The organism is Bradyrhizobium cytisi (assembly GCF_008123515.1).
Lineage (GTDB): Bacteria > Pseudomonadota > Alphaproteobacteria > Rhizobiales > Xanthobacteraceae > Bradyrhizobium > Bradyrhizobium cytisi.
In genome coordinates this window covers 1-2,845 of sequence record NZ_VSSR01000015.1, presented here as the reverse complement: position 1 = coordinate 2,845, position 2,845 = coordinate 1, and the positions used below count along the sequence as shown (strand labels likewise).

General features: G+C 59.7%; 5 protein-coding genes. 4 read left to right on the top strand and 1 reads right to left on the bottom strand.

The window, feature by feature from the left end; all coding sequences use genetic code 11:
• The first annotated feature begins 199 nt into the window (after positions 1-199).
• The 3 genes from FXB38_RS09040 to FXB38_RS09030 all read left to right on the top strand — a co-directional run bounded on the left by FXB38_RS09040 (position 200) and on the right by FXB38_RS09030 (position 1,897).
• Positions 200-400, top strand: a complete 201-nt coding sequence (locus tag FXB38_RS09040; RefSeq protein WP_148750525.1) for a hypothetical protein — start codon at positions 200-202, stop codon at positions 398-400.
• A gap of 144 nt (positions 401-544) precedes the next feature.
• On the top strand, positions 545-1,024 hold the full coding sequence (locus FXB38_RS09035) for a hypothetical protein (RefSeq protein WP_148750524.1): 480 nt from the start codon (positions 545-547) through the stop codon (positions 1,022-1,024).
• A 552-nt stretch (positions 1,025-1,576) separates the two neighbouring features.
• Complete coding sequence (locus tag FXB38_RS09030; protein ID WP_148750523.1) at positions 1,577-1,897, top strand: DUF736 domain-containing protein; 321 nt, start codon at positions 1,577-1,579, stop codon at positions 1,895-1,897.
• Between the two features lie 162 nt (positions 1,898-2,059).
• Here the strand turns inward: FXB38_RS09030 and FXB38_RS09025 are convergent, their stop codons facing one another.
• A complete protein-coding gene (locus FXB38_RS09025; protein WP_148742783.1) occupies positions 2,060-2,341 on the bottom strand; it encodes a helix-turn-helix domain-containing protein in 282 nt (93 codons plus the stop codon).
• Between the two features lie 107 nt (positions 2,342-2,448).
• Here FXB38_RS09025 and FXB38_RS09020 point away from each other — a divergent pair, with 107 nt between their 5' ends.
• A complete protein-coding gene (locus FXB38_RS09020) occupies positions 2,449-2,727 on the top strand; it encodes a DNA -binding domain-containing protein (RefSeq protein ID WP_148750522.1) in 279 nt (92 codons plus the stop codon).
• The last annotated feature ends 118 nt before the right edge of the window (positions 2,728-2,845 follow it).

Genomic DNA, 2,845 nt, shown 5'->3' with positions numbered 1-2,845 from the left:
GGACTTCAATGTATCGCTGCTCGTGGACATTCGTTTGAGGGCAAGGAACCCAACTTAACAAAGCTGCCGCCTGGTGTCATCGGGCCAGAACTGACCGACGCCGAGCGGCGAGCGCTTGTCGAGTATCTTAAGACGCTGTGAGAGTTCCGTTGCCCGCACGTGGAAAGTCAAAGCGAGATCTTTCGAATTGTCGAAGCCGTTGGCTCATCTCGACCATACGAGCAGCTCTTCCCTCGGTCGCTTCTCGTGTATTCCCCCGAGGTGGGTCAAGCGCAACGACGCTCTGCTCGAGCTTCTGCCGATCGGCGTCATGCATTTCCCGGACACGGGAATTCAGGACAACCTCGCCGACAAGGCGAAGCGGCTCGGCATCCCCGTCTGGAAGTTCGGCGGCGCATGAGCGCCGTCTTCTCGCCTCCAAGCTAACGAGGCGGAGTTGCCTACGCCGCAACTCAGCCTCGTTTCGGTTCTATGTCCGAAATTGCGCCATGGTGGTGGTGGTGGAAGGCGCGACCGGTACATCTATGCACGTGGAGCCACCACCATGCTCGCTCTTGGGCTCGTTCTCAACACACTCGGCATCGGGTTGTTCTGCTGGGCGATTTTCGCGCTGGCAGTGTATGCCTTGCCGTTTTTCGTCGCACTCAGTGTCGGGATGTTGGCATTTCGCGATGGCGTGGGTGTCGTCGGCGCACTGCTTATCGGAATTGCTTCTGGCGCGCTGACGCTTGCCGTGGGTCAGGTCGCCGTCGCCGTTAGTCGGTCCTTGACCTTGCACGTCGCGATCGCAACCGCATTCGCGGTCCCTGCGGCAATCGCTGGCTATCATGTGGTGTTTGCCCTATCGCAGATCGGGGTGCTTTCGCTGGCTTGGCGCGAGGCCTGCGCTTGCGTAGGTGCGGTTTCCATCGGCGGCACGGCATGGGCGCGCTTGACCGTTTTCGCGGAGAGCCGCCCGCTGGAGTCGGGCGGGGTGGTGGAGAATATGCCTCGACCAGTTCTCACAGCCGCCACGCACGAGTGATGACGCTTCGTCGCCATCATCGGTCGAGCAAGGTCGCACAGGGCGCCACGTTGAACGAGGGGCGGTCGAGCTTGAGCGAGAAGTAACCGCACCCCTCCTTGAACGCTTTACGCAAGTCTTACCAACCTCTGTCTGGCCCACATAGCTGCGGTGGGGCGGCGCGCCGCGCTCGATCATTCCTTCCGGGACGATACCGCCCTTTGCGGCAGATTGTTTCTGTTTCTGCGCCGAACCGTACCGACCTCTTGTTCAGCACAACCGAGATTCGCCAAGTCTTCTCGCAAGATTGTGGTTCAGCACGCGGACGCACGTGGCCTCTTTGATGGCTTGGCCGAAGACCGGCTTCGCCTCAGATCGTCTGAGCCGCAACGCCGTTGGAGCGACTTTCTTCCCCTGGGCTTGCGCCCATTCCTCGCGAGACAAGAAAGTCGCTCCAACGGCGTCCTCCGCTGCGCTCCGGCCCTTGCGGGTGCGTCGCCGATCGTCCTCGGCCTCCAGATCGCCATCGAGGCCGCGGTGGTCGCGGGCTCGAAACACAACAGGAGAAGTGACATGGCTAACATCGGTTCCTTCAAGAAGGTCGGCAACGATTTCCAGGGCGAGATCATCACTCTGAGCCTGCAAGCCAAGGGCGTCCGCATCGTCGCAGAGACCAATCGCTCCAACGACAACGCGCCTAGCCATCGGGTCTACGTGGGACGCGCGGAAATTGGGGCCGCCTGGTCGAAGCGCTCCGAAGAGGGCCGCGACTACCGCTCGCTCAAGCTTGACGATCCCTCATTCAACGCGCCGATCTACGCGAACCTGTTCGATGACGAAGGCGGCGAGGGCTACACCCTGCTCTGGTCGCGGCCCCGCAAGAACGGAGAGTGAGGCTCATCATCGCCCCGCCCGACAGCCTCGGGCGGGGTTCACTCTTGGAGAAAAACAGATTGACGAAAGCTGCAGCTGGACCGGCTTGGTCGAGTTGATTTTCACTTGTTTAAGACGCGCCCTTCCGTGGCGCTTGTCCGCATGGGCTGAACTCGCCCAATGCTATTGTTTATTGGAACGTAGACGCGCTGACCTGCGGCCTTTGGGCAACGTCTTGGGTGTCGCCGCTCCCTTGGGTGGCTGAATAAAGAATTCAGATAAATGAACACCCAGCGTCTCGGCGAGCCGGTCGAGAAGATCAATTGTCGGATTCTCAGATTGCCGCTCAAGGCCGCTCATATATGAGCGGTCAATCCCGGCATCGTAGGCCAGTTGCTCTTGCGGAATGCCGCGATCCACGCGGATCCGGCGCACATTCCAGGCCACGAGCGCACGAGCTTTCATGCGCCCAAACAGCCATTAGGCAGACCATCAAACCACTGGCTATAACCGAACTATTCCGGTAAGTTTCGCCCACAATGCAGATTAGCGAAGTGCGCGCATAAGCCTACATGACCAAGCCATCGTTAGATCCCGATGTCGCGGACGTCGCGCCGGATCAGCCGGTGCTGACGACCTATGACGAGCAGCATCTGGTGACGTATTGGCGACTTCTTGACGCCGAAGCCGATGGCGCGGATTGGAAAGAGGTGACCCGGATCGTGTTGCATATCGATCCGGATCGTGAACCGGCTCGCGCCCGCAATGCGTTTGATAGTCATCTGGCCCGAGCAAACTGGATGGCAGACCACGGCTACCGTGACTTGCTTCGCGGCGGCGCGCCTAAATAGTAAAATCTGTCATGAAGAGTTCGCGATCGAGAACAGATTTCCCCGCTGACGCGTGATCGCCTGCATGCATCACGCGATGCATAATTGGTGACTTCCCCAACAATCCCAAGCTTCATAG

Coding starts and splice junctions, on each gene's coding strand:
- FXB38_RS09020 (WP_148750522.1), top strand. CDS start 2,449: ATGACCAAGCCATCGTTAGATCCCGATGTCGCGGACGTCGCGCCGGAT.
- FXB38_RS09025 (WP_148742783.1), bottom strand. CDS start 2,341: ATGAAAGCTCGTGCGCTCGTGGCCTGGAATGTGCGCCGGATCCGCGTG.
- FXB38_RS09035 (WP_148750524.1), top strand. CDS start 545: ATGCTCGCTCTTGGGCTCGTTCTCAACACACTCGGCATCGGGTTGTTC.
- FXB38_RS09030 (WP_148750523.1), top strand. CDS start 1,577: ATGGCTAACATCGGTTCCTTCAAGAAGGTCGGCAACGATTTCCAGGGC.